26 protein-coding genes are annotated in these 25,881 nt (G+C 46.6%); all 26 read left to right on the forward strand.

The window, feature by feature from the left end; translation table 11 throughout:
* Positions 1-7: 7 nt before the first annotated feature.
* The 26 genes from asp1 (at position 8) to C4K46_RS03425 (ending at position 25,843) form a co-directional block, all read left to right on the forward strand.
* A complete protein-coding gene (gene asp1 / locus C4K46_RS03300; protein WP_209627389.1) occupies positions 8-1,585 on the forward strand; it encodes an accessory Sec system protein Asp1 in 1,578 nt (525 codons plus the stop codon).
* The gene (gene asp2, locus C4K46_RS03305) at positions 1,575-3,104 is read left to right on the forward strand and encodes an accessory Sec system protein Asp2 (RefSeq protein ID WP_209627390.1); all 1,530 of its coding nucleotides are present in this window, start codon (positions 1,575-1,577) and stop codon (positions 3,102-3,104) included. Before asp1 ends, asp2 begins: the two co-directional genes overlap by 11 nt.
* Positions 3,104-3,577 carry an accessory Sec system protein Asp3 gene (asp3, locus tag C4K46_RS03310; protein ID WP_209627392.1) on the forward strand — a complete coding sequence of 158 codons (474 nt, stop codon included), beginning with the start codon at positions 3,104-3,106 and terminating at the stop codon, positions 3,575-3,577. Before asp2 ends, asp3 begins: the two co-directional genes overlap by 1 nt.
* Positions 3,578-3,585: 8 nt before the next feature.
* Positions 3,586-5,964, forward strand: a complete 2,379-nt coding sequence (gene secA2, locus C4K46_RS03315) for an accessory Sec system translocase SecA2 (RefSeq protein WP_209627394.1) — start codon at positions 3,586-3,588, stop codon at positions 5,962-5,964.
* A gap of 11 nt (positions 5,965-5,975) precedes the next feature.
* Positions 5,976-7,484, forward strand: a complete 1,509-nt coding sequence (gtfA, locus tag C4K46_RS03320) for an accessory Sec system glycosyltransferase GtfA (protein ID WP_209627396.1) — start codon at positions 5,976-5,978, stop codon at positions 7,482-7,484.
* Positions 7,477-8,826, forward strand: a complete 1,350-nt coding sequence (gene gtfB / locus C4K46_RS03325) for an accessory Sec system glycosylation chaperone GtfB (protein ID WP_209627398.1) — start codon at positions 7,477-7,479, stop codon at positions 8,824-8,826. The genes gtfA and gtfB overlap by 8 nt, the downstream gene beginning before the upstream one ends.
* Entirely contained in the window at positions 8,819-9,001 is a 183-nt protein-coding gene (gene asp4 / locus C4K46_RS03330) for an accessory Sec system protein Asp4 (protein ID WP_209627400.1), read from the forward strand. Before gtfB ends, asp4 begins: the two co-directional genes overlap by 8 nt.
* A gap of 1 nt (position 9,002) precedes the next feature.
* Entirely contained in the window at positions 9,003-9,224 is a 222-nt protein-coding gene (asp5, locus tag C4K46_RS03335; RefSeq protein ID WP_209627402.1) for an accessory Sec system protein Asp5, read from the forward strand.
* A 167-nt stretch (positions 9,225-9,391) separates the two neighbouring features.
* Entirely contained in the window at positions 9,392-10,258 is an 867-nt protein-coding gene (locus C4K46_RS03340) for an ABC transporter permease (RefSeq protein WP_209627779.1), read from the forward strand.
* Positions 10,255-11,013, forward strand: coding sequence for an ABC transporter ATP-binding protein (locus C4K46_RS03345; protein ID WP_209627404.1), 759 nt, complete (start codon positions 10,255-10,257; stop codon positions 11,011-11,013). Before C4K46_RS03340 ends, C4K46_RS03345 begins: the two co-directional genes overlap by 4 nt.
* Before the next feature lie 853 nt (positions 11,014-11,866).
* The gene (locus C4K46_RS03350) at positions 11,867-13,528 is read left to right on the forward strand and encodes a ribonuclease J (RefSeq protein WP_209627407.1); all 1,662 of its coding nucleotides are present in this window, start codon (positions 11,867-11,869) and stop codon (positions 13,526-13,528) included.
* A gap of 191 nt (positions 13,529-13,719) precedes the next feature.
* Positions 13,720-14,505: an alpha/beta hydrolase gene (locus C4K46_RS03355; RefSeq protein WP_209627780.1), complete on the forward strand. Its 786-nt coding sequence runs from the start codon at positions 13,720-13,722 to the stop codon at positions 14,503-14,505.
* A gap of 169 nt (positions 14,506-14,674) precedes the next feature.
* Positions 14,675-15,421: a matrixin family metalloprotease gene (locus C4K46_RS03360; RefSeq protein ID WP_209627410.1), complete on the forward strand. Its 747-nt coding sequence runs from the start codon at positions 14,675-14,677 to the stop codon at positions 15,419-15,421.
* 304 nt (positions 15,422-15,725) lie between these two features.
* Entirely contained in the window at positions 15,726-16,916 is a 1,191-nt protein-coding gene (locus tag C4K46_RS03365; RefSeq protein ID WP_209627412.1) for a DUF4352 domain-containing protein, read from the forward strand.
* Positions 16,917-17,058: 142 nt separating this feature from the next.
* Positions 17,059-17,331, forward strand: coding sequence for a TIGR04197 family type VII secretion effector (locus C4K46_RS03370; RefSeq protein ID WP_209627413.1), 273 nt, complete (start codon positions 17,059-17,061; stop codon positions 17,329-17,331).
* Positions 17,332-17,334: 3 nt separating this feature from the next.
* Positions 17,335-17,691: a cingulin gene (locus tag C4K46_RS03375; protein WP_209627415.1), complete on the forward strand. Its 357-nt coding sequence runs from the start codon at positions 17,335-17,337 to the stop codon at positions 17,689-17,691.
* Positions 17,682-19,262 (forward strand): virulence protein, encoded by a 1,581-nt coding sequence (locus C4K46_RS03380; RefSeq protein ID WP_209627417.1) that lies wholly within the window; start codon positions 17,682-17,684, stop codon positions 19,260-19,262. Before C4K46_RS03375 ends, C4K46_RS03380 begins: the two co-directional genes overlap by 10 nt.
* Positions 19,263-19,272: 10 nt before the next feature.
* A complete protein-coding gene (locus tag C4K46_RS03385) occupies positions 19,273-19,899 on the forward strand; it encodes a hypothetical protein (RefSeq protein WP_209627419.1) in 627 nt (208 codons plus the stop codon).
* A gap of 257 nt (positions 19,900-20,156) precedes the next feature.
* Positions 20,157-20,288 carry a DUF4044 domain-containing protein gene (locus C4K46_RS03390; RefSeq protein ID WP_209627421.1) on the forward strand — a complete coding sequence of 44 codons (132 nt, stop codon included), beginning with the start codon at positions 20,157-20,159 and terminating at the stop codon, positions 20,286-20,288.
* Positions 20,289-20,388: 100 nt separating this feature from the next.
* Positions 20,389-21,699 (forward strand): GTPase ObgE, encoded by a 1,311-nt coding sequence (gene obgE / locus C4K46_RS03395; RefSeq protein WP_209627423.1) that lies wholly within the window; start codon positions 20,389-20,391, stop codon positions 21,697-21,699.
* A gap of 9 nt (positions 21,700-21,708) precedes the next feature.
* Complete coding sequence (locus C4K46_RS03400) at positions 21,709-21,873, forward strand: hypothetical protein (protein ID WP_209627425.1); 165 nt, start codon at positions 21,709-21,711, stop codon at positions 21,871-21,873.
* A gap of 47 nt (positions 21,874-21,920) precedes the next feature.
* A complete protein-coding gene (locus C4K46_RS03405; RefSeq protein WP_209627427.1) occupies positions 21,921-22,301 on the forward strand; it encodes a RidA family protein in 381 nt (126 codons plus the stop codon).
* A 93-nt stretch (positions 22,302-22,394) separates the two neighbouring features.
* Positions 22,395-23,285, forward strand: coding sequence for an RNase adapter RapZ (gene rapZ, locus C4K46_RS03410; RefSeq protein WP_209627429.1), 891 nt, complete (start codon positions 22,395-22,397; stop codon positions 23,283-23,285).
* A complete protein-coding gene (locus tag C4K46_RS03415; RefSeq protein WP_209627433.1) occupies positions 23,282-24,259 on the forward strand; it encodes a YvcK family protein in 978 nt (325 codons plus the stop codon). Before rapZ ends, C4K46_RS03415 begins: the two co-directional genes overlap by 4 nt.
* On the forward strand, positions 24,256-25,167 hold the full coding sequence (whiA, locus tag C4K46_RS03420; protein WP_209627435.1) for a DNA-binding protein WhiA: 912 nt from the start codon (positions 24,256-24,258) through the stop codon (positions 25,165-25,167). The genes C4K46_RS03415 and whiA overlap by 4 nt, the downstream gene beginning before the upstream one ends.
* Before the next feature lie 43 nt (positions 25,168-25,210).
* Complete coding sequence (locus C4K46_RS03425; RefSeq protein WP_209627437.1) at positions 25,211-25,843, forward strand: copper homeostasis protein CutC; 633 nt, start codon at positions 25,211-25,213, stop codon at positions 25,841-25,843.
* The last annotated feature ends 38 nt before the right edge of the window (positions 25,844-25,881 follow it).

The raw sequence follows: 25,881 nt of genomic DNA on the forward strand, positions 1-25,881 counted from the left end.
AGACTGTATGTATTATGTTATTCCGGCCTGGTATGGTCAGGAGCGGGCCTGGCAGATGGACTTGCTCCCCTGGTACCGGACCGTCCAGCGCCTCGAATTTGATGATAGTATTCACCAGCTCAGGATTTTGCAGGAGCTGGGCCAGGGCCAAATCTTGCTTTTGGCCTATATGCCCCAGCTCCGCTATTTTTTACATCGCCAAGACATCTATGAGACGAAAGTTTACTCGGTCTTTGATGACCTCCAGGATATCCAGTCGGACCAGATGCAGGTCTTGCAGATTAAGGATTTTTCCTGGCCTAGCGATTGCGACTTTATCTATACTCCTTTCCTGGTCATGGTCTATCGGCAAGACCAGCTCTATGCTCATATCGAGTTTGGGCAGGAGGGCTTTATCAGCCAGCTTAAATTTTTTGAAAATCAAAGCCTTAGCCAGGTCCAGCTCTTAGACGATCGGGGCTTTGTTTCTAGTATTCTCTATTATGATGGAGACCGACTCAGTCACCAGGACTATCTCAATCCCCAAGGGGACTGGCGTTTTCGCAGGTATGAGGACGGCAAATCTCCCCATGCTCTGGTCATCAATCCCCGCTATCAGACCGATTTTAAGGCCCCTAGCTACCAGTCTTGGGAGGACTTGATTTTTGAAAGATTGGCTGACCATTTGGCTGGTTTGCAGTTGGCTGAGTCTAACTTTATTCTAGCTGCTCACCCCAATCACCAGGAGGCCTTGTTTAATCTTTTCCCCCCAGAGGCTGCTAAAATTCTTAGCTTTTTTGTGGACCGCAATCGGCTAGAAGAGCTGGATCAATTAGGCGCTCTTATAGAACGGGCGGACTTGGTCTTGACGGACCGCAAGGACCTCTTGGCCGGCTTGAATGAACATTTTCCAGCTGCTAAGGCTAAATTTCACCACAGTCCCTCCTTTGACAGTCGCTTGCAGCTGGGCTTGAGCCAGCGGCGCAAGGAGTCTAAAATTTACTACCAGCTGGACTTAAATCAAATCTTAAACGAATATGCCCTCTTTAAAATCTTGCAGTTTGTCGGGCAAAATCCCCTGACCGAGCTTGTCCTAGCTGTTTACAATGGCCAGGAAGAGGGTTTAAAACGGGTTGAGGCCAAGGTTTGGGAGTTAATCGAGGACTATCTAAAGCCAGAGGACTTTATCAAGAAAGCCAGTAAAAATCCCCAGTCGGAAAACCAATTAGAGGAAAATCAGGAAATCGTCTATCGTCTGGAAGTCAAAAACATCACAGATGAGTTGAGCCTGATTCAGGAGTTGGAGTACAGTCGCTTGATTGTTGACTTAAATCAAGAACCCCATCTCTACACCCAGCTGGCTGGAATTTCAGCCGGTCTTCCCCAAATCAATCTGGTTGCTTCCGAATATGTCAGCCATCTGGAAAATGGTTATATCTTATCAGAAATAGCAGAGCTACCCCAGGTAGCTAACTACTACTTAGAGGGGTTAAAGAATTGGAACCAGGCTTTGGTCTATTCCATAGATAAAATTGCCCAGCATACAGGACAGCAGTTGATTGAGCGCTGGCAGACCTGGCTAGGGGAGGTGGAGCATGGCCGCTAAACTGAATATTCTACAGGTGGGGCTTAGTGATTGGAGTCGGGAGTTTAGTCTGCCGGAAAATATGGCCTGGCACTTTTTCTGGCCGGGCTCCAGTCTAGCCATTAAAAAGGTCATGCAGATGTATAAAATCGCTAGATTTGATGCGATTATTCTGGACGACTTGAACTACCTGCTGGACTTGCAAGAGCTAGAAGACCAGCTAACCCCCTACACGATTTTTTATGAAGAGAAACAAGCCGCTCCGAGCAAGGAGGCTGCCTTCTTTCTCAAACGTTTCTGCGCCCAGGCAGTGGATTTGTCAGACCCAGAGGAAATCCTTCGCCTCCTGGCCAAGGCCCTTTTTCGGGGTCAATACGGGGACAAGTTGACACCTATTGACGCCCTAGTTCAGCCGGCCTTTAAGGGGAGAATTTGTTATAATGGTTATGAGGATTTGGAGCTGGAGGGAGCCTATGGGGAGGACTTTAGTCCCTTGGTTTCCTGGAAGTACAATATTGTGGCCAACCGCTTTAATCCGGTTGAGCTGTGGCTGGAATACCAGAAAGAAGCAAGCTGCCAGATTCAGCTCAGGGTCAAGTCTATCGCTGAAGGCTCCACCGCAACGGTAGTTGAGGAGCGGGTCTTTAGTGAAGAGGAGATGGAGCAGGCCCTGGTCTTGGACCATGATTTCACCTCCTACTTGGGCATTAGCTTAGAGGCCAAGGGCCAGGGTCGTATTCGGATTGGGGCCCTCCACCAGCGCTTGACCCGCTACCAGTTTGGGAAGTATGTTCTGGGTGGACAGATTTTAAAGGATTCAAAGCGCCAAGAAATCAATTACTTCTTTTATCCAGGGGACTTTAAGCCCCCCTTGGCTGTTTACTTTTCCGGTTATCGCCGGGCCGAGGGTTTTGAAGGTTTTGGAATGATGAGGTCCTTGGGCATGCCCTTTCTCCTCTTTTCCGACCCCCGAGTGGACGGAGGCCTCTTTTATCTGGGGAGCCAGGAGTTAGAGACAGGTATCAAGCAGGTCATTCAGGACCACCTTGATTTACTGGGCTTTAGCGAGCAGGAGCTTATCTTATCCGGCATTTCCATGGGCACCTATGGAGCCATGTACTATGGGGCAGATTTCAAGCCGGCAGGGATTGTCTTATCCAAGCCCTTGGCCAATCTAGGAACGATTGCTGAGCGGGGCCGGCTCTTACTGCCCCGAGTCTTTCCAACTGCCTTTGACGTCTTGCATCGCCATACGGGTGGCAAGGGGAAAAAGGAGGTCGAGGAGCTTAACCAGCGCTTTTGGCAGAAGTTTGAGGCGGCTGACTTTAGGCAGACCACCTTTGCTCTTTCCTATATGAAGGAGGAGGACTATGATCCGACCGCCTTTCAGGACCTGGTCCAGGCCCTAGAGGTCAAGAAAGCCAGGGTGGTCAGCAAGGGAACTTCAGGCCGCCACAATGACGATGACAGCTCCACTATTAGCTGGTTTGTCAACTATTATAAAATGCTATTGAGAGAAAAATTTGGGAGAAAAGACTGATGCAGATTGCCAAGCATAAGCCCATTTACTGGGGTGAATTTCGGGGGACCAGCTTTGGAGATGCTGGCCGCTATTCTTACTTATTTGGCTCGACCGTTATTTATCGGGCCAGGGACCATGTCTTTTTTGAGAATCCCCTCATGGCCTCAGGCCAAATCATTCATGAGTGGTCCTCTGCTTGGAATTTTCAGAGGGACCGGATTCAGCCAGCCTTGCCTCTTTTAAAAAGGGGGCGGACCTATTCGCTGACTCGCAAGATGACGACCTATCCGGCCCAGGGGGTCTTTCTCAAGCTGATATTTTATAATCGCTATGAGGAAGAAGTGGGCCAGTTGATTGAGCGGGGAGAGCGCCTGGACTTTACCTATCCGACAGAAGCTTACAGCTACCGAGTCCAGCTCCTCAGCGCCGGATTAGAATCCTTTGACTTTCACTACCTGGAAATTTCTGAACAAAGACCAGCAGAGGAATAGGGAGATTGATGTTAAAAAACCAGTTTCATTTACGTAAATTACGAGCCCTTTTAAAAAAGGTGAATGGCTACCGAAAGACCATGGCAGGCCTGTCTGATCAGGACTTGCAGGCTAAGACTCAGGAATTTAGGGACAGACTCAAGCAAGGCCAGGACTTAGACAGCCTCTTGCCCGAAGCCTATGCGGTGGTGCGCGAGGTGGCTAAGCGGGTCCTGGGCCTCTTTCCCTATGATGTCCAGGTTTTAGGAGCCATTGCCCTCCACCAGGGCCAGGTGGCTGAAATGGCGACGGGTGAGGGGAAGACCCTAACTGCGACCATGCCCCTCTACCTCAATGCCCTGACAGGCAAGGGAGTAATCCTAGTCACCACCAACTCCTACCTGGCCTTGCGGGATGCCAAGGAAATGGGACCTATCTACCGTTTTTTAGGTTTAAGCATTGCCTGTGCGGTCAATGACGACCAGGATAAAGAGCTGACTCCTGAGCGTAAAAGGGCCATTTATCAGTCGGATATTGTCTATACTACCAATAGCGGTCTGGGTTTTGACTACTTGATTGAAAATCTAGCCGATTCCAAGGACAAGCAGTACCTTCCTTTTTTCAATTATGTCATTATTGATGAGATTGACTCGGTCTTGCTTGATTCGGCCCAAACACCCATGATTATCTCTGGAGCCCCCAGGGTCCAGTCCAACTACTATGGCATGATGGCTATGCTGGTTGCGACCCTGGTAGAAGATTTGGACTATAAGTATAACCAGGAAAAGCAGTTAGTCTGGCTGACCTCCAAGGGTTGTCAGGCTGCCGAGGCTTTCTTGGGCCTGGATAATCTCTATGCCTCCGGCAATCAAGATATTGTCCGCCACCTCAATCTAGCCCTGCGGGCCCACAAGCTCTATAAGAGGGACAAGGACTATGTGGTCCGTCAGGGAGTCAAGGACCAGGAGGTGGTCTTGCTGGATCGCTCGACTGGGCGTTTGATGGAGCTGACCCGTCTCCAGGGTGGCCAGCACCAGGCCATTGAGGCCAAGGAAAATGTCAAGTTGACCCAGGAAACCAGGGCCATGGCCTCCATCACCTATCAAAATCTCTTTAAGCTGTTTCAGAAAATTGCCGGTATGACCGGGACAGGCAAGGTGGCCGAAAGAGAGTTTAAGGAAACCTACTCTATGTCGGTCATCAAGATTCCCAGCAATCGCAAGCCCATTCGTAGGGACTTGGCCGACAATCTCTATAAAACCCTGCCCGAGAAGGTCTTTGCCTCTCTATCCTACATCAAGCACTACCACAGCAAGGGCAATCCCCTCCTGATTTTCACAGGCTCGGTGGAGATGTCCGAGATTTACTCGGCCTTGCTCCTGCGTGAGGGCCTAGCCCACAATCTTCTCAATGCCAATAATGCAGCTCGGGAAGCCCAAATCATTGCCGAATCAGGCCAGCTAGGAGCAGTGACCGTAGCCACCTCCATGGCCGGTCGGGGAACCGACATCAAGTTAGGACCAGGGGTGGCCGAGCTGGGAGGTTTGGTGGTTATCGGGACCGAGCGCATGGAAAATCAGAGAATTGACTTGCAAATCAGGGGCCGGGCAGGTCGTCAGGGAGATCCTGGTCTCAGCAAATTCTTTGTCTCTCTAGAGGATGATTTACTGAAAAAATGGGGGCCAGACTGGGTCCGCAAGAGCTATGAGAGTTATTCTATTGACAGCCAACCTAGTAATCCCCAGCCCCTAAAGAAAAAAAGTTATCGACGTTTAGTAGCCAAGGCCCAAAGGGCCAGTGAAAGTGCGGCCAAGCAGGCTAGAAAGCTGACTCTGGACTATGCTCAAAGTCTCAATATCCAGCGCCAACTCGTTTATAAAAAACGCAAGGAGCTACTGGAGCAAGAGCTGAGCCTGGACCAAGAAGTAGAGCAAGTCTTAGAAGAGGTCCTCAAAGAAGCTGCCTATAATCAGACCTACCAGAGTCAGGCCCAGCTCTATCGCTATATTTTAGAAAATATCAGCTTTCATGCTCAGGGCTTGCCTAGGTTGGACTTGCAGTCGCCTGAAGCTATCTTAAGTTTGCTTATGGACCTGGTCCAAGAGGAGCTGGCCTTTAAAAGGCAGCGTCTAGGCTCTGAACGCCTCTACCAAGAATTTCAGCGCTTGGCCCTCCTAAAGGCCATTGATGAAAACTGGATTGAACAGGTGGACTACCTGCAACAGCTCAGGCAGGCCCTGGCCAGCCAGTATTTTTCCCAGAAAAATCCCCTGCTGGACTATTATCAGGAGGCCTACCAGGGCTTTCTCCTTATGCAGGAAAAAATCAAGCAGCAGGCAGTTAAGAATCTGCTGATGAGCGAATTAGAAGTAAGCCCCAAGGGAAAATTGCTGATGCACTTCCCATAGATGAGGAATTTATGACAATATACAATATCAATTTAGGCATTGGTTGGGCCAGTAGCGGGGTTGAGTATGCCCAGGCCTATCGGGCAGGCCTCTTACGCCGTCTCAAAGAACCAGCCAAATTTATTTTTACCGATTTGATTCTGGCCGACAATATCCAACATCTGACCCAGAATATTGGCTTTGAAGATGAGGAAGTTATCTGGCTTTATAATCATTTTACCGATGTCAAGCTGGCTCCGACTAGCTACCGCTTGGATAAGGTTCTATCCTCGATTGAGGGCCAGTATGAGACCAAGGAGGAGCAGGGAAAAATCGTCCGCTATTTCTACCCCCAGCAGGACTTCTTTATCACTTGTTACCTCAAGGAGGAGGGGAAGGATTTGGTCGAGCAGGTCGACTATGTTTCCCAAGGCCGGCTGATTCGTAAGGACTATTTTTCCTATGTCCGTTATGCTTCAGAGTATTTTGCGCCCAAGGACAATCAAGCCCAGGTCTATCAGAGACGCTTCTATCATGAAGATGGTCGCCTAGCCTATGAGGTCTTAGTGGACCAGGGAGAGGAGCAGATTTTTCGCTTTCCAGATCGGATTTTTTACAGCAAGCCCGAGTTTATCCGCTACTTCTTGCAGGATCTTAACTGGACCCCTTCAGACCTAGTCTTGCTGGACCGGGAAACTGGCCTGGGCCAGGTGGTCTTTGAGGAGGCCCAGGAGGCCAAGCTAGGAGTTGTGATTCATGCTGAGCATTTTAGTCCAAATGCCAGCAACCAAGACTACATCCTCTGGAACAACTACTATGACTACCAGTTTACCCATGCAGACCAGGTGGACTTCTTTATCGTAGCCACCCAGGGGCAAAAAGAGCTTTTAGAGGAGCAGTTTGCCCATTATTACGGCAAGAAGCCCCAGGTCTATCGGATTCCAGTTGGTAGCCTAGATGCCCTCCAGCCCAGCCAAGAGCGCCAGCCCTTCTCCATGATTACCGCCTCGCGCCTGGCCAGCGAAAAGCACCTGGACTGGCTGGTCAAGGCTACGATTGAAGCCCAAAAGACCCTGCCAGACTTGACCTTGGATATCTATGGTAGCGGTGGAGAAGAGGCCAAGCTGAAGCAGTTGATTGAAAAAGGCCAGGCCGGCTCCTTTATCCATTTAAGGGGCCATGCCGACCTGACCCAGATTTATGCCCGCTACCAGCTCTATTTGACCGCCTCAACCAGTGAAGGTTTTGGTTTGACCCTGATGGAGGCCATCGGTTCTGGCCTGCCCCTGATTGGTTTTGATGTCCGCTATGGCAATCAAAGCTTTATCCTTGATAGAGAAAATGGCTATCTACTAGAAAGCTCGTCCGACCATATCGAGGAGCAGATTGTTTCAGCCTTTGCCCAAAAGATTACTGAATTTTTCCAAGAAAATCAGGCCTCTAGCATGTCGGAAAAATCCTATGACCTGGCCCAAAACTACCTGACCAGCCGGGTCCAGGAGCTCTGGGCAAATCTGATAAAGGAGGTTCTGGATGCTTAAACTATTTGATTATTATAGTCAAGAAAGTAAGGACTTGGAGGCTTCACTAGAGGCCGCCGGTTTTAACTGTCCAACTGTGGTCATCGAGCCTGACGGCTTCTTGCCAGACGGGGTCCTGTCTCCTTTTACCTATTTTTTAAACCTGCCCAAAAAGCAAGCAGGAGCCCTCTTTTTTAACCAGGTAGAGCTCCCTCCTTTTTGGGAAATCACTGCCGACAGCCAGGCTGGGAGAATCCTCTGTCTAGGTCAGGAGCGGGGGCGGATTCACTATGCGGACCAGGAGCAGATTCGCCTGGTCAAGCAGGTGGATTGGCTAGATAAAAAGGACCAGGTTCGCTTGAGTGACCACTATGATTGCTACGGCAACCGCTTTGCCCAGACCAGCTATACCAGTCAGGGCCAGCCCATGCTCAAGACCTATTTTAGTGCAGATGGCCAGGAAAGAATTGTCGAAAATATGCAGACAGGTGATTTGATAGTGACCTTGGAGGGAGAGGCTAGCCGCTTCTTTAAAAATCGGGTTGACTTTCTTCTCTTTTTCCTCCGTCAGTTGGATTTGAACTTAGACCATATCCTCTTTAATTCCCTGTCTACCTCCTTTTTTGTCTCCTACGCCTTACCGGCCGAGAGTGGTCAGGACTACCTCTTTTGGCAGGAACCCCTCTATGATGAGCTTCCAGGCAATATGCGGCTGATTTTAGAGCAGGACCTGCGGGCCAAGAAAATTATCATTCCAGATAAGGCTACCTATGAGCGGGCCCTCCAATTATTAGGAGACCAGCATGGGGAGAAGCTTCTGCCCCTGGGCTACCATTATCAATTCCAGCGGGACAATTTCCTACGTCCAACAGCCATGATTTTGACCTATTCAGACCAAATCAGCCATTTGGACTACCTGCTAAAAAATCTACCAGACCTGACCTTTAGGATTGCCGCACCGACCGAGATGTCCCCCCAACTCTTGAGTCTCCTCAAGTATAAAAATCTGGTCCTCTACCAAAACGTTAGTTCCAGCCAGGTCAAGGACATCTTTCAAGCCTCCGATATTTATCTGGATATCAACCAGGGAAATGAAGTCAATCGGGCCATTCGGACGGCCTTTGAAAACAACCTCCTCCTGCTAGGTTTTGAGGAGCGCCTACATGATGCCCGCTATCTGGCCTCAGAGAATATTTTTTCTGAAAGCCGACCAGAAGAGCTAGTCCAAAGAATCCGCCTGGCCCTATCCGGCCTTGAAGGCATGAGGGAGGCCTTGCTCGCTCAAGGTCGCAAGGCCAATGATATTCCCTTGAGTGATTATAGGGCCAGCCTTGCGCAATTACTAGGAGGTGCAGATGACTAAGAAGGATTTATTTTACAAGCAAATCGAAGGAAAGCTGGACCAACTCAAACAGCAACCCCTGAAAGAGGAAAAAGAAAGTAGGGGGCAAAAGCTCAACAAGCTCTTTATGTTGCTCCTGGGCTTAGTCATTCTGATTGGCCTTGTGGTCAGCCTACTTGGTATATTAGGGAGATAAGATGCAAGAACTGATGATTATTACTAGTATCCTTTTGGCCCTGACCTTGATTATCCTAGTCAGTGTCCAGCCCAGAGAAAGCCAGCGATTTTTTAGGGACTTGACCGACCAAATCGGCAAGCCCGGCTACTGGCAGAGCCAGAGAGGGCTCAAAGCGACCACCCTCCTGGTCAGCCTCTCTCTCTTGGGCCTCCTCTTAATCTTGATGCTGCTTCAATACTAGCCGATTAAGAACGTTTAAGTAGCCCTATTGGCCAGTAGAGCCAGCTGGTTTCTTGGTCAGATTTGAGGTCTAGGGAAATTTTCGGCCCCTTTAGGTCTAAAAGGCTAGCCAAGTAAGGATTTTTTTTGGTAAAATAGACTTATTCTATAAAAAAGTTAGGAACGATGATGATTCTTTCGATTATTTCACAAGGCCTAGTTTGGGCCATCTTGGGTCTGGGAATTTTTATGACCTTTCGGATTTTAGACTTTCCAGATATGACCGCAGAAGGGAGCTTTCCCTTGGGTGGAACAGTGGCAGCGACCCTGATTGTCAAGGGAGTTAATCCCTTTCTGGCCACCTTATTGGCCGTCCTTGCTGGATGCCTAGCTGGTCTAGTAACGGGGCTCCTCTATACCAAGGGGAAAATCCCCACCCTCTTATCGGGTATCCTGGTCATGACCTCTTGTCATTCAATTATGCTGATGATTATGGGGCAGGCCAATCTGGGCCTTTTAGGAACCAAGCAGATTCAGGATTTTCTTCCCCTTTCAGATGATATGAATAACCTCTTGACAGGCTTGATTTTTGTCGTTCTGGTTATCCTGGCCCTCCTCTTCTTTTTGGATACCAAACTGGGCCAGGCCTATATCGCAACTGGGGACAATCCAGATATGGCCAGAAGTTTTGGTATTGATACCGGACGGATGGAGCTGATGGGCTTGATCCTTTCAAATGGCGTTATCGCCCTAGCAGGAGCCTTGATTGCCCAGCAAGAGGGCTATGCAGATGTTTCCAGGGGGATTGGAGTGATTGTTGTCGGCTTGGCCAGTCTGATTATCGGAGAGGTTCTCTTTAGGAGTCTGACCTTGACCGAGCGCCTCATCACCATTGTTGTCGGCTCAATCTTTTACCAATTTCTCATCTGGGGAGTGATTGCCCTTGGCTTTAATACCAGCTATCTCCGCCTCTTTAGCGCTGTGATTTTAGCCATTTGCCTCATGATTCCCACCTTCAAAAATAAATTCTTTAAAGGAGTCAAGTGGAGCAAATGACCGCAATTGTAGAATTAAAAAACGCCAGCAAGCTAGTCGACAATGGCCTGGGCCAAGAGAAGATTATTCTAGATAATGTTTCTCTGGAAATTCATGAGCATGACTTTATCACCATCCTAGGTGGAAATGGTGCCGGTAAGTCAACCCTCTTTAATGTTATTGCAGGAACCCTGCCTCTCAGCAGTGGTTCGGTATGGATTGCCGGAGAAGAGGTCACTCATTTTTCACCAGAAAAAAGGGCCAAGTACCTGTCCCGGGTCTTCCAGGATCCTAAGATGGGGACAGCCCCCCGGATGACTGTGGCTGAAAATCTCCTGATTGCCAAGTTCCGAGGAGAGAAGCGGGGCCTGACTCCCAGAAAACTCAATAGCTATCGCCAGGAGTTTGAGACCCTGATTGCCAAAATCGGCAATGGCCTGGAGAAACATCTGGATACGCCGATTGAATTTTTATCAGGTGGACAAAGACAGGCCCTGAGCCTTCTGATGGCGACCCTCAAGCGCCCAGAACTCCTGCTTTTAGATGAGCATACGGCCGCCTTGGATCCCAAGACTAGTCTAGCCTTAATGGAGCTGACTGATGAATTTGTCAAGCAAGACCAACTGACTGCCCTCATGATTACCCACCAGATGGAGGACGCCCTCAAGTATGGCAATCGCTTGATTGTTATGAAAGAAGGCCGCATTATCCAGGACTTGGCCGCAAAAGACAAGGCCAAGATGACCATCAACGACTACTATCAATTATTTGAATAAAGAAGGAGGGGCCGTTCTAGGGTCCTCTTTTTTATGCCCGAAAGGGCTTTTGTTAGCCCAGCCAAGGCCTAGCGCAAGCCTAGCCTCTAAGCGCTTAGTTAAGCAACTTGCTCCCGCAACATAAGGAATTTTTCTTTAGAGAAAAAAGAGAAAAAAAGTAGGTCTTTTTGAATGTAAACGCTTGCTTTTTTCTGGTGAAAGGAGTAGAATAAAATTAAAGATAAGGAAGAAAGGACTGATTTCAATGGGTCTCGGTAAGCACTAGATTCTTCATTAACTAACGCTCAAATCCCTATTTACTGATACTTTATTTTTAGTCGGAGGTATTATTTAATCAATATCTAAGTCTGATAATCTCTTGTGGCGATTGAAAGCCTTGCTACCAGTATGGGCAGACTCTCCCGAGTAGGACTAGTAGCCACTAGGGTAGCAAATCGAGAAGAACAGAAGCTTTTTAATGGTTTTCATCCTTCCTTAATCATCAATCGCCATCGCTTTTGCATGATAAGACGTTTATTACATTTACAAAGAAAATCATTCTTTACAATTATTAAAGATTGAATCAATCATCAAGTAAGTTGTTTTTTCAGATGACATCATCTGATTGCTTCATTGTTTATCAGTAAATGGGTATCCTCCTAGCATCCGTTTTTAATAGATGCTAGGAGCTTTTTTTATAGCAGGAAAATTAGGAGCTTTTTTGAAAAAAAGTTAGAAAAGTAGTATAATAATCTAGACATGCAAGTTTCTTGCAGGACTGTAATTCGACTTGGATTTCCAAGGACCGTTAGTAAAATATAAATTGAGCGAGAATCTTTAAGTCTCGTATCTTAATCTTAGATGAGGAGAAATAATGAGCAATAGCAAAATCGTTGCTTTAGGTGGCGTTCGAGAAAATGGAAAAAATCTCTATCTTGCTGAGGTAGATGATTCTATTTTTGTCCTGGACGCTGGTTTGAAATACCCAGAAAATGGGCAGTTGGGGGTAGACGTGGTCATTCCCAATATGGAATATTTGTTTGAAAACAAGGAGCGAATCGCTGGGGTCTTCTTGACTCATGGCCATGCCGACGCTATCGGGGCCCTGCCCTATCTCTTGGCCGAAGCCAAGGTTCCTGTTTTTGGATCAGAGTTGACCATTGAGTTGGCCAAGCTTTTTGTTAAAAACAATGATAGTGTCAAGAAGTTTAATGACTTCCATGTCATTGATGAAAATACAGAGATTGAGTTTGGCAAGACCCTGGTTTCCTTTTTCCGCACCACCCACTCTATTCCCGAAAGTTTGGGTGTGGTCATCAAGACCAAGGACGGTAATATCGTCTATACAGGAGACTTTAAGTTTGACCAGGCTGCTAGCCAGTCCTATCGGACCGACTTTAGTCGCCTAGCAGAGATTGGCCGCGAAGGAGTCCTAGCCCTCTTGAGCGATTCGGCTAATGCTGATAGCAATGTGCAGGTCGCAAGTGAGAGTGAGGTCGGTGAAGAAATCAGTCAGACAATCGCTGACTGGGAAGGCCGGGTCATTGTGGCAGCAGTAGCCAGCAACCTTTCGCGAATCCAGCAGGTCTTTGATGCTGCCGCTGAAAGTGGCCGGCGAGTAGTCTTGACTGGCTTTGATGTGGAAAATATCGTCAGAACAGCGATTCGGCTGAAAAAGCTCTCCCTGGCTGATGAGCGTCTCTTGATTAAGCCCAAACAAATGGCCAAGTTTGAGGACCATGAGCTGATTATCCTTGAAACAGGTCGTATGGGTGAGCCCATCAATGGCTTGCGCAAGATGTCAATCGGTCGCCACCGCTATGTAGAGATTAAAGAGGGAGACCTGATTTATATTGTCACTACCCCATCGATTGCCAAGGAGGCTATCGTGGCTCGGGTTGAAAATATGATTTATCAGGCTGGAGGAGTGGTTAAGCTCATTACCCAGCACTTGCGCGTGTCCGGTCATGGAAATGCGCGTGACCTACAACTCATGATTAACCTCTTACAACCCAAGTATCTCTTCCCTGTTCAAGGGGAATATCGTGAGCTTGATGCCCATGCCAGGGCAGCCATGGAAGTCGGTATGCTGCCAGAGAATATCTTTATTCCTAAGCGGGGCTCTGTGATGGAGTATGATAAGGGTGACTTTGTTCCAGGTGGGGCTATTCCTGCTGGTGATGTTATGATTGACGGAAATGCCATTGGTGATGTCGGAAATATCGTCCTGCGTGACCGCAAGGTCCTGTCAGAAGACGGTATCTTTATTGTAGCCATTACGGTTAATAGAAAAGAAAAGAAAATCGTCTCCAAGGCCAAGGTCCACACCCGCGGTTTTGTCTATGTTAAAAAGAGCCGGGATATCCTAAGGGAAAGCTCAGAATTGATTAACACCACAGTTGAAAACTACTTGGGCCAAAAAGACTTCGACTGGAGCGAACTAAAAGGAGCAGTGCGCGACAATTTAGCCAAATACCTCTTTGAACAAACCAAGCGCCGGCCAGCCATCCTCCCCGTCGTGATGGAAGTAAAATAAGATACGAGGACGTTAATAGGCGCAAGCAGTAGGGGCAGGAGACTCCATAGACGGTTTGTTTTCTTGTTTGCCTACTGATTGGTAAAAAGTTAAGGACTGCTTTCGCTCAAGTTAGCGAGATGAGTCTTGATAAGGAAGTGAATAAAGAGGCTGACCTAGGTCAGCCTCTCTACTTAGATTTGGAGGAAACCATGGCCTTAATGGATATTACTTATTATTCTAAAATAATGGACTTAGACCTGTCTGTCCAGCTTCTCTATCCCGATGCGGCGAGGGTAGAAGAACCAGACTCTAAGGATATACCCGTTCTTTATCTCCTGCATGGTATGGGAGGCAAGGATACGACCTGGCTACGTTTGACGGCGCTGGAGCGACTGGTGCGCAAGACCAATCTGATTGTCGTTATGCCAGATACTCATAATGGCTGGTATACAAACACCCGCTATGGTTATCCCTATTTTGATGTCATTGCTAAGGAATTGCCCCATACCCTCAAACGTTTCTTTCCTAATATGTCTAGCAAGCGTGAAAAAACCTTTATCGCCGGCCTTTCTATGGGAGGCTACGGGGCCTTTAAGTTGGCCTTAAGTACCAACCGTTTCTCCCATGCGGCTAGTTTATCAGGGGTCCTTTCCTTTAAGGGAATGGATTTGGGAAATGCCGATATGGGAAGCCCTGCCTACTGGCAGGGAATTTTCGGGGATATCAAAGAGTGGGAGAGTCCTGACAATCCTCACGCCCTGACCAATATGGTGGCCCAATCGGATAAGAAAACCAAGTTCTATGCCTGGTGTGGCCAGGAAGATTTCCTTTATGAGGCCAATAACTATGCGGTAGCGGAATTGAAAAAGGCAGGTCTCCAGCTAGAATATAAGGTTGATCATGGCCGTCATGAATGGTACTACTGGGATAAGGAATTGGAGAAAGTTCTTGCCTGGTTGCCTATTGATTTTAAACTGGAAGAGCGCCTGTCATAAGCTTTTAAAAAAGCTGCAATAATGACTCCCAAATCTAGTAAGGTCGCCTCTTTCCCAGCTCTTTTTACCTCTTTCTCTATCAACTTTTCTAAAAGGAAACTTTGGCTTTAGAAATCTTTAAGCCAAAAGACTTATAATGCCTTATTCACCCAAGCTAGAGGAGGTAAGTATGGGTTTAATTTTTAAAATCATCGGCTTTTTCTGGCGTGTCATTTGGCGCTTGTTGGGCCTGACCTTATTGGTCTTACTGCTTTTTATAGCCTTTATTTATTTTAGTAACCCCACCCCCAATCGGGAGGCAAGCGTCTCGCAAGCCTTACAGGGCTTAGTGGCTCGCCTGGATCAATTTTTTGATAGTCAGGGCCTTCATACGGACTTGACTAAAAATGTTCAAGGTTTGACCGATCAGTTGTCAGATGAGCATTCCAAGATGGAAAGTGGCGTTCGCTGGGAATATCCTAGTGCGACTATCTATATCGATACTCAAAATCCCACCTTTCAGGCAGCCTATCAGACAGCTATTGAGGCCTGGAATCAAACGGGAGCCTTTAGTTTTCAGATTGTTCATGACAAGGCAACTGCTAATATCATTGCCGGCGAAATGAATGATGGTTCTGTGACTGCTGCTGGGGAGGCCGAGTCCCAGACCAATCTCTTAACCAAACGCTTTAGTCATGTAGTGGTCAGACTCAACAGCTACTATCTCATGGATCCTCAGTATGGCTATTCCTATGAGCGAATTGTCAATACAGCAGAGCACGAATTGGGCCATGCCATCGGGCTAGAGCACAATGAAAATGAATCGGTCATGCAGGCTGCTGGTTCCTATTATTCCATTCAGGAAAGTGACATTCAGGCAGTCAGAAGCCTCTATCAGGACCAAGTAAGCAAACCAGAAAAAGTCAATCAAATATAAGAAAGCAAACAGAAGTCCTTCTTGATATGAAGGAGTCTAGCCTATTGAGACTGGTTTCAGGGCCCTAGCTCTTAAGACCAATCTTGTGGCTGTGTTTGATTTTCAAATGCCTTTAGATGATGGAGACCTTGCTCTCCATCATCTTTTTGCTTTTCTAAACAATTTTATAAAAGCAATTATTGTTTTTGATTAAAATTATTAAAATTCAAACAAATTACACAAAAGTTACAAAAACTTTAGAAAATATTTACAGCCTGTCCAAAATATGTTAAAATATTCCTATCTTTAAAAAAGGAGTCAAAAGATGAATAAATTTTTGAAGTACACTGCAACCTTTCTTGCAGTAGCCACTCTCGCTGCTTGTAGCAGTGGTGCAAAGAAGGCTAGCCAAGACGGGGCTGCTAGTAACAATGAGTTTGAATTTAGAGTCAAAGAAGGTTTCTATGTCAAGCCTCAAGATGAATCAGCTGAATCTGACTACCTGGCCCTAAAGGTTGAGGTTAAAAACAAATCAAAGAAGAGTCAAGAAATCAATAATACTGAATTTGCTCTTTATGATTCTGATGATGAAAAGATTGAACCCGTTCGCCTTTATTCTGATGATGACAAATTTAAAACCCTATCCTATCAAACTATTTCTAAGGGCAAAACAACCAGTGGTTATATCGTTTATGAGGTAGAAAAGGGGGCCAAGTATGAGCTGCACTTTACTCCGACTACCTACGATACTAAAAGTAAAGGGAAGAATGACTTAGAAATCAAACTAAATACTTCTAAGTATGAGGATAACATTGACCAGGCCAAGGAAGTGACTCAAAAGTTTGTTGAAGGAGTCTTTTTGAATGGTGAAGCTAGCGGACAGGCTTCTAATGTTAGTGTAGAAAATCCTGGTGGCCAAATTGTTGCTCTGGCTGATAAAGAAAAGAAATCTTCCGATAAAGATTCTTCTAAAGATTCCTCTGACGAGAAGAAGGACAGCAAGAAAAAGGATGATTTAAAAGTTAGCAACAACATTGAAAAAGAACGTGAAGACTATGTAGCCGCCTTCGCCAAAAACCTTGATAGTTGGTTCACTTACTATGAACCATCAGAAGCAGAGTCTAGAACCTTTGTTCAGGCTTATATGAAGGCGAATGCTAAGCGGGCCAAAATTACCTATACCATCAAGTCTTATCTGCCAGATAAGGCAGAGGTCTATGTTCGTCCCGAAGTGATTGATGTATCAAATCTTAAGACTAGTGATATTCTCTCTAGTTGGGTGGAGCAAAATAGAGGTCAGTACAACAATCTTTCAGATGCCTATAAGGCGGCTGAAAAATATATCTTGGAGCAAGCTCCTAGCAAGTTTGAATCTACTCCTTTAACGACTGATACAGTTGGAGATAAGGAAGGTTATCTCTTGAAGTTGACCAAGAGCAAAGGAAAATGGAAGATCGATACCAGTGATTATAGCTATAAGAATCTGGTCTCAGCCTTTGGTGGTCGGTCTTACTAGGATTTTTAACGAAAGAATTTAGATAGAGAAAGGCTGGAACAATAATCGTTCTCAGCCTTTTTCTATCTCTTTTGCAGTCTATTATAATGATGGGCTAGATAAAATGCTATAATAGTAAAAATAATGGATTTAGAGGATTTATATGGCTCAGATTAAATCAAGCCCAGTTGCAGCCCAAGCTGCAATTCAGGAACTAGTAGGGGTTGATACGACAGGCAAACAAAATCAAAGGGTGGAATTTTCCTATTCTAGCGATATTGCCGGTATGGAAAATGCCCGTCAGACGACTAATACCATGCTAGAAGCGGTAGCCAACTTTAGCCAGGCAACCCTAAGTCAGGCTAATAAATTTCCAGAGATTGCCCAAGTTATGGCTAAGCGTGATGTGGAAGAGTCCAAGCGCTGGGAGAAGTAGACCATGAAAGATAAAAATGAAGAAAAAAGACAGAAACTGAGTCGAAAAATCCTTGATTTAGAGAGGAAAGAGGACGATTTTGCTGGTCTGAAGCGCCGACGTGAGCGCTCGCTAGAGAATTTTTATCGGGACTTTGACCACTTGGCCAAGCAAGAACGAGCTCTACTAGAGGCCGGAGAATTAGCTCATGTTCACAAGGGCAGAGACATGGAAGAGCAGCACTATCTAGCTCAAAAGGTGAGAGCCTATGTAGAGAGGAGTCTGGCTGAATTAGCTGAACTCAAAGAGCGCTTGGGGCACTCACTAGAGGAGGGTCGTGAAAAACTAATCAAGGAAAGGAATGATTTACCGTGGGAATAAAGTACAGTAGTAGCGATTCGCAAAATCTGATGCAGGCCATGAAAAATAATATTGAGTTAGCCAATCAGATAACAGACCGGCTAGCCAGTGGTTGCGACCACCTGCTCAGTAGTTTAGATTCGGGCCAATTAAAGGGGGCAGCCTATACCGCAGGGCGAGAACTTTTTTCTGAAGTGATTATTCCAGCTATTAAGAAACTGCAAGAAGCGGTTGATGATATTCAAACTGAGTTAAAATCCTATGAATATGCGGACTCAACCATTTCTGAGTATGGGACGCTGGATATGGACAACTTAAAAGAACAGCTCAAAATCAAGAAGGAGCAACTGAGCAAGATTGAAGAGGAGATAGCGGAAAACGCCAATTTTTTAGCTCAGGCCCAGGCTCTTTTTACAGGTAGACTGGAGGCTCATCTCTCCAAAGGAAATGCGTTAGGTGAACTGAAAATTCATGTAGAAAGACATATTCGTGAGCTAGAGACCAAAATTGAAAAACTAACCTGGTTTGTCAATGATGTTTCCCGCTATTTCACTGATAGTTTGCAGGTCTTGAATTTAGCCGTTCAGGGAGCGCTAGCCCTAAGCAATATCAGTCTTGATGAAGAGGGGCACTATTATACCAATGGCACCAATATGGACTGGCTGACCCAGCTCAGAGGTAGTGAGATTAAGACCCATGACCGGGGGAATGATCCCAAGCTATCCTTGATTAAAGAAAACAGTCGCAATCTCATGTTATCAGATGAGGCCGCTGTCTATTATCAGAAGGAGCTATTAGCTCTTCTAGACGGTAAGCCAGCCAAGGATTGGCCTCTTCTGATTGAGGCCTATAATCAAGCCTTAATGTTTGATTATGAGGGCAATATCATCACAGTTGCCCCAGTTGATTTTTCTAATGGTCAGGTGCACCTAGTTTATAAGAATGGAGAGTACGACCAAGACTATACCGTTCGTCTGATGCAAGAGCAGAATGCCCAATTCTTGGAAAGTCTGGGCGAGAATGCCCTACAAATCTTGGCGGGACTGGCTCAGGTGATTAGCGGCGCTATGATAGGTATCGGTAGTACTGGTGTGGAAGCAGGAGGGCTTGTTCTTGGCTTACCAACCGGTGGAACAGCGGTCATCCCAGCCACTGCGGTTGCGTCCGCAGGCTTTGCGACATCGGCTACCTTGACTGCCACCGGTACTGCTACCCTTAACGATGCCCTCTCTAAAATCGCCGCGGCCAATGCCCAGTTGCAAATCAGTTTTGCCAAAGGACACGATGATTGGAAGGCAAGTAAACCGACTAGTAAGACCTTTGGGAGACCAGTAGAAGGACGAGTAGGCGGTCGGAAATCCAAGATTAGGGTAGACGCCGAACCAGATAGTAACAGTATCCATATCCAAACGGGCGGGGGTAAAAGTTCCCCGCTTAAAAGACATATTAGATTATCAGAGATAACAGATAAAGATAGTATTTATCAGGCTCTAAAAAAACTTAAAAATCCAGCAGTCAAGAGTTTAAGTAAGGGGAAATTGGATGAATTGGTTAATAATATCTGGAGAGCCTTTCAGTGGTTAAAGTCATAGGAGAAGAAACATGAGACTATATATTAAAAGTGATTTTACAAAAAAGATTAACTTTGGTTACGAAGAACTTGCTCACAAAATGTGGTTTGAGACAAGAGAGGGGCAAGAGTTAAGTTTATCTCATGAAGGCAATGATGAAATGTTGCAAGAAGACTGTTATATTTTACTTTGTTATGATAAATGGATTAGTGACAAACAGTGGGATAGTGAGGCAATAAAAGCTCTGCATTCTTTTTTCGTTTCAGAAAGTATATTTATGGAATTTGAAAAAGCCTATATCAGCGATTATCGTGAAAAGGGAGATGCTTTGCATATTTTGTCTTCTCATCGAGATATTCTAACAGTTGATAAGCGGGCTTTGTACATTATGGCGATTGAAGTCGCGTCTGCTTTAGACGGTCAGATTAGTGAAGATGACAAGACGACTTGGCTAACAGTTGAGGAGTTTCAAAAGAAACATCAAGATATTCTTTCCTTGACTTTCGAGGAAGCCAATGACATGAGCCTTAAAGAAGTTTTCACTATGGAAGATATTGATGAACCACTTTGGGACGAGTTAGATAAAGGTCGTGAAGAATACATCAAAATCTACGGTGAACGTGAATGGGATGATGATGACGAAGAGCCTATTTATTAGAGGGTGGAATGAGACTATATATTAAAAGTGATTTTACAAAAAAGATTGACTTTTTAGGCTTGTTTTATCTGCAAGTTCTACTAGTCTCCCGGACTATTGGAGCTATCCCATTCTTCTTTCCTTGCCCGACTAGTTGACCGCAAATAGTTGAAAAATCAGCTTTTTCATGATAAAATAAGGGTAATCTTATTTGAGACAAGTCAAGGCCTTAGGGGCCAGATTTTCTCAGTTAAAATTAGAAGAGTAGAGGTAGAAGCGTGGCTTTTGGAGATAACGGAAATCGGAAGAAAACAGGATTTGAGAAATTAACCTTGGTAGTTGTGATTATCATGCTACTGGTTACGGTCGGTGCTATTTTTGCAAGTGCTCTGGGTGCCCTGACAAGATAAATTCAATTCCAAAAAATGGGACAAGAGGTCGTGTGTTGGATACTTTGCCTTTTGTTCCTTTTTTCATGACAGCAGATTCTTAAAAAGAAAGCAGGATAAGATGAGTATGTTTTTAGATACAGCCAAGATTCAGGTCAAGGCTGGTCGTGGTGGCGATGGCATGGTAGCCTTTCGTCGTGAAAAGTATGTTCCCAATGGTGGTCCTTGGGGCGGTGACGGTGGTCGTGGCGGTGATGTCATCTTTCTAGTTGATGAGGGTTTACGGACCTTGATGGACTTTCGTTACAATCGTCATTTTAAGGCCCCATCTGGAGAGAAAGGGATGACCAAGGGCATGCATGGTCGAGGGGCCGAGGATTTAATCGTCCGTGTTCCCCAAGGTACGACTGTGCGTGATGCAGAGACAGGCAAGGTTATTACCGACCTAGTCGAACATGGTCAGAAGTTTACGGTAGCTCGTGGTGGTCGTGGTGGTCGGGGTAATATCCGCTTTGCCACTCCTAAAAATCCAGCACCAGAGATTTCTGAAAATGGTGAACCTGGTCAGGAGCGGGACCTGCTCTTAGAGCTCAAGGTCTTGGCTGATGTGGGGCTGGTTGGTTTTCCTTCGGTTGGGAAATCAACTCTCCTTAGTGTCATTACCGCAGCCAAGCCCAAGATAGGGGCCTATCATTTTACAACCATTGTACCTAATCTCGGTATGGTCAGGACCCAGTCGGGTCAATCCTTTGCGGTAGCAGACCTGCCAGGTTTGATTGAAGGAGCTAGTCAAGGGGTGGGGCTGGGAACCCAGTTTCTGCGCCATATTGAGCGGACCCGGGTTATCCTGCATGTACTTGATATGTCAGCTAGCGAGGGTCGTGATCCTTATGAGGACTACCTGGCTATCAATAAGGAGCTGGAGTCCTATAATTTAAGGCTGATGGAGAGACCCCAAATTATTGTGGCCAATAAGATGGATATGCCAGAAAGTGCTGAAAATCTCAAGATTTTCAAGGAAAAATTGGCAGCTAACTATGATGAATTTGCCGACCTCCCAGCTATTTTCCCCATTTCCAGCCTGACCAAAAAGGGCTTGAATACTCTGCTAGATGCTACAGCTGAGCTCTTAGATAAGACTCCAGAGTTTCTACTTTATGACGAGGCGGATATGGAAACAGAGGTTTACTATGGCTTTGAAGAGGAGGGTCCTGGCTTTGAGATTTCGCGTGATGATGACGCGACCTGGGTCCTATCTGGCGACAAGCTGGAAAAACTCTTTACCATGACCAACTTTGACCGAGATGAAGCTATTATGAAGTTCTCTCGTCAGTTGAGAGGAATGGGTGTGGACGAGGCCTTGCGGGCGCGTGGGGCCAAGGACGGAGATTTGGTCCGCATTGGCAAATTTGAGTTTGAGTTTGTGGACTAGGAGGCAGGAATGGGAGATAAACCAATATCCTTTAAGGACAAGGATGGAAATTTTGTTTCAGCAGCCGATGTTTGGAATGCTGAAAAGTTAGAAGAACTTTTCAATAAGCTCAATCCCAAGCGAAAATTGCGCTTGGAGCGAGAAGCATTAGCAGAAAAAGACCAGTCTAGCTAGTCGGCTAGCGACTGGTTTAAGGATAATCAAGATAAGGAGCAACTACTATGGCAAAAACAGTTCATACAGATAAGGCACCCGCAGCAATCGGTCCCTATGTACAGGGAAAAATCGTAGGCAATCTCTTGTTTGCTAGCGGTCAGGTTCCACTCTCACCAGAGACTGGTCAGGTGGTCGGTGAGACCATTGAGGAGCAGACGCGGCAGGTCTTGGCTAATATTTCAGCCATCTTGGCAGAGGCTGGAACAGACTTTGATCATGTGGTCAAAACCACCTGTTTCTTGAGTGATATGGATGACTTTGTGGCCTTTAATGAGGTCTATCAAACAGCCTTTTCAGCTGAATTTCCTGCTCGCTCGGCAGTGGAGGTGGCTCGCCTCCCTCGCGATGTCAAAATCGAAATCGAAGTGATTGCAGAACTAAGTTAGGAAGATGAGAAAGAAACCGAGGGAGTGAGATTGCTTAGAAGGCCTAGTAGGGAATTTTAAGTCACTCCCTTTCTAAAATCAAGGAGGAATACTATGGCAGAGAAAGAACTGCATCTGGTCATTGTGACTGGAATGAGTGGGGCTGGAAAGACAGTGGCTATCCAGTCTTTTGAGGACTTGGGCTATTTTACTATTGATAATATGCCGCCAGCCCTAGTCCCTAAATTTTTACAGCTTTTGGAGACAACCAAGGACAATGATAAGCTAGCCTTGGTGGTGGATATGCGGAGCCGCTCCTTTTTTGCGGAAATTCAGCAGGTCCTAGATGAGGTGGAGAGTAATCCCAGTCTGGACTTTAAGATTCTCTTTTTGGATGCGGCAGACAAGGAATTGGTTGCCCGCTATAAGGAGACCCGCCGCAGCCATCCTCTGGCCGCAGATGGTCGGATTTTGGACGGTATTAAGCTAGAGCGGGAACTTTTAGCACCCTTGAAAAATATGAGTCAAAATGTGGTAGATACGACTGACTTGACCCCTAGGGGCTTGCGTAAGGCTATTGCCGAGCAATTTTCTAATCATAGTAGTCAGGAGTCCTTCCGGATTGAGGTAGTCAGCTTTGGCTTTAAGTACGGCCTGCCCTTAGATGCGGACCTGGTTTTTGATGTGCGCTTCCTGCCTAATCCCTACTATCAACCTGAACTACGTAATCAGACAGGGCTGGATCAGGGGGTCTATGATTATGTGATGAAGAGCCCAGAATCGCAAAACTTCTACCAGCACCTCCTAGGCTTGATTGAGCCGATTTTGCCGGGTTATAAAAAGGAGGGCAAGTCTGTCCTGACGATTGCTGTCGGCTGTACAGGGGGGCAACACCGGAGCGTGGCCTTTGGCCAGCGTCTGGCTGATGATTTGGCTAAGAACTGGCCAGTCAATGCCAGTCACCGGGACAAGGACCGGCGGAAAGAAACGGTGAATCGTTCATGAGGAGACCCAAAATTGCTGTCATTGGCGGAGGGACTGGGATTTCGGTCATTCTGGATAGCCTGCGCAAGAAGGATGTGGATATTGCAGCCATCGTTACGGTGGCTGATGATGGTGGAAGTTCGGGCGAGCTGCGGAAAAATATCCAGCAGTTGACCCCGCCAGGAGACCTGCGTAATGTCCTGGTTGCCCTATCTGACATGCCCAAGTTTTATGAAAAGGTCTTTCAGTACCGTTTTGCAGACGGGGACGGACCCTTATCTGGCCACCCCTTGGGGAACCTAATCATTGCTGGGATTTCTGAAATGCAGGGTTCTACCTATAATGCCATGCAGCTCTTGACCAAGTTTTTCCATACAACAGGGAAAATATATCCCTCTAGCGACCAGCCCCTGACCCTGCATGCCGTCTTTACCGATGGGGTAGAAGTGGTGGGCGAAAGCCAAATCGCTAACTATCAGGGCATGATTGAGCGGGTCTATGTCAAGCAAACCTATAACGAAGACAAGCCCAGGGCTAGTCGTAAGGTTGTCCGGACTATTCTGGAAAGCGATATGGTGGTTTTAGGTCCAGGTTCACTCTTCACTTCGATTTTACCCAATCTCATGATTGAAGAAATCGGTCAGGCCTTACTGGAGACAGAGGCTGAGATTGCCTATGTCTGCAATATCATGACCCAGAGAGGGGAGACGGAGCATTTTAGCGATAGCGACCATGTTCGGGTCCTCCATAGTCATCTGGGTCAGGCTTTTATCGATACGGTCCTGGTCAATATCGACCAGGTTCCCCAGGATTATATGGATTACAACCAGTTTGATGAATATCTGGTTCAGGTTGAGCATGATTTCGAGGGCCTGCGCAAGCAGGTGCCAAGAGTTATTTCCTCCAACTTTCTGCGTCTAGAAGACGGAGGAGCCTTTCACGATGGCCAGTTGGTGGTGGACGAGCTGATGCAGATTATACAGGTGCGCAAATGAGTTTTACAATCAAGGTCAAGGAAGAACTTTTAACCCTCAACCAGGCAGATAAGAGTGAACTGTCCGCCCTGATTAAGATGTCGGGGAGCTTAGGCCTTTCTGCCAGTGGTTTGAGCTTATCGGTTACCAGTGAAAATGCCAAGATTGCCCGCCACATCTACGAGTTGCTCTTGCTTCTTTATCAGGCCAAGTCGGAAATCCGCCATCACCAAAAGACCAACCTGCGTAAAAACCGGGTCTATACGGTTTTTCTGGACCAGGGAGTAGAGGAGATTTTGGCTGATTTAAGATTGGCCGACTCCTTCTTTGGGATTGAGGCTGGTATTGACCAGGATATTTTATCCCAGGACCAGGCTAGCCGGGCCTATCTGCGTGGAGCTTTCTTGGCTAATGGTAGTATCAGAGAGCCCGACTCGGGCAAGTACCAGCTGGAAATTCTATCAGTCTATTCGGACCATGCCAGGGACTTGGCCAGTCTGATGCAGCAATTTCTCTTGCCGGCCAAGACCATTGAAAGAAAAAAAGGGACGGTTACCTACCTGCAAAGGGCCGAAGACATCATGGACTTTCTGATTGTGATTGGAGCCATGGAGGCCATGCGGGAATTTGAGTCTATCAAGCTCTTGCGGGAGGCCAGAAATGACCTTAATCGAGCCAATAATGCTGAAACAGCCAATATCGCTCGAACAGTGGCTGCCAGCATGAAAACCATCAATAATATTGCCAAGATTGAAGAGGAGATGGGTCTGGAAAATCTGCCCTTAGACTTGCAAGAACTAGCCCAACTCCGTATCCAACATCCCGACTATTCTATCCAACAGCTGGCCGACTCCCTCACTAAGCCCTTGACTAAGAGTGGGGTCAACCATCGATTGAGAAAAATCAATAAAATCGCCAACGACTTGTAAAGAAGCCCTTAACCCCCAGTCCATCTTATCTAAAAGGAGATTTATGTTATACGAATTTTGTGCAGAAAATCTGCCCCTCATTGAACAAGCCCTAGAAGCAGGAGCAGGCCGGGTGGAGCTTTGTGACAACCTGGCAGTCGGTGGAACGACCCCTAGCTATGGAGTGATGAGGGGAGCAGTCCTTTTGGCAGACCAGTATGATGCCAGGGTCATGACCATGATTCGCCCGCGCGGGGGAGATTTTGTTTATAGTGCCTTGGAGACAGAAATCATGCTTTTAGATATTGATCAGGCCAAGGCGGCTTCTAGTCAGGGCCTGGTTTTTGGAGCCTTGACCAAAGAAGGAGAGCTGGATAAGGATGTCTTGAAACGCTTGATTAGCGCTGGACAGGGCCTGGAAATGACCGTCCATATGGCCTTTGATTGCCTGGCCAAGGATCAGCAACTAGAGGCCATCGACTGGCTCAGCCAGCATGGAGTCCAGCGAATTTTGACTCATGGAGGCCCTGCTGAAGAACCTATCGAAGCCCATTTTGACTGGCTAAAAGAGTTGATAGCCTATGCAGACGGCCGAATTGAAATTTTGGTTGGTGGCGGTGTTCATCTAGGCAACCGAGAGCAGATTGCCCAAGAACTGGGGATTCAGCAACTCCATGGCACCAGGATTGTCTTTTAAGGTTTACTAGTCAGCCCTAGCCCTGATAAGAAGAAAGA

Origin of the sequence: Streptococcus oricebi, assembly GCF_017883985.1 — a bacterium.
In the GTDB taxonomy this organism is placed as follows: domain Bacteria; phylum Bacillota; class Bacilli; order Lactobacillales; family Streptococcaceae; genus Streptococcus; species Streptococcus oricebi.